Here is a 1129-nt window from a genome sequence, read left to right as displayed (position 1 = left end):
GGGCTGGTGTGAGGCGGGCGACGAAGCGGTGGCCGGCTCGGTAGGCCACCTCGTCCTCTGGACCGGTGGCGAGTAGCTCGTCGACCAGGCAGCGGGCCACCAGCGCAGGGTCGTCGTCGCCGACGTCCAGCAGGCCGCCCCACAGGCCTGGATGTTCCAGCCGTACGGTCCGCGCCAGGCTCCACAGCGCAGCCGAGGCCACGACGACCGGGGCGGCGGACCCGGACACGGGCTGGGCGTTCCGGGTGATCCACCAGGTACGCGCCCGGTCGCCAAGCCCGGCCGCCACCAGGTCGGCGACCAGCGTGGCGGTCCGCGCCAACCGATGTTCGGCCAGGTCCGGCGGGGCCATCTCGCGATCCTCACGGTCACCGGTGAGAGCACGCAGGTCGACCACGAGCCAGGGTCCCGCACCATAGCGAAGGACCCGAAGCGCCGGCTCGTCAAGCCGGTCCGACTGCACGAGAAGGCATCGCCGGCCGCGCCGGGCCAACTCGAGAACGACAGCCGTACCGTACGGGCTCTCATCGGCCAGCACCAGCCACCCGTCATCACGCGCGGCGGCCGCTCCGGGCGGCGGAGCCGGATACCAGGTCATCTCGTACTGACCGGGCGACACCACCATCGGCGTCCCAGGCCCCGCACCAAAGCCCGTCCCTGTCGTGGACGCGGTCGGGGGCCCGGCGAGAGGCCCGGTCGGCAACGCAACCGGCGACGCAGCCAAGGACACAGCAGGACTCCCACCCACAGACCCAGTCAGGGGGCCAGCCGGAGACCCAATCGGAGTCGCAGCCGGACGCACGGCGAGAGGTCCGGTCGGGGTTAGGGACACGGCGGGACTCCCACTCAAAGGCCCAGTCAGCGGGCCAGTTGGAGGCACAGCGGGGGACAGGGCCGGAGGCACGGACGAAGGCCCGGCCAGGGGCTCGGTCGGAGACACGGCCAGAAACGCGGATGGAGACGCAGTCGGCGACCCGGACGGAGGTACGGCCAGAGGTCCCATCGGAGACCCGGACCGAAACGCAGTCAGTGGAGGAGGCGGGGCCAAGGGGCCAGCCGGCGACGCAGGCGGCGACGCGGACGGAAACCCGGCCGAGGACCCGGGCCGGAGCCCGGCCGGGGACGAGGC

1 pseudogene is annotated in these 1129 nt (G+C 73.1%); it reads right to left on the bottom strand.

The window, feature by feature from the left end:
* Positions 1 to 625 (bottom strand): annotated as a pseudogene (locus ITP53_RS55470) (hypothetical protein); the annotation flags it as partial.
* Between the last annotated feature and the right edge of the window lie 504 nt (positions 626 to 1129).

The organism is Nonomuraea cypriaca (assembly GCF_015645445.1).
GTDB lineage: Bacteria > Actinomycetota > Actinomycetes > Streptosporangiales > Streptosporangiaceae > Nonomuraea > Nonomuraea cypriaca.
This window is presented reverse-complemented; position numbering and strand designations above follow the sequence as displayed.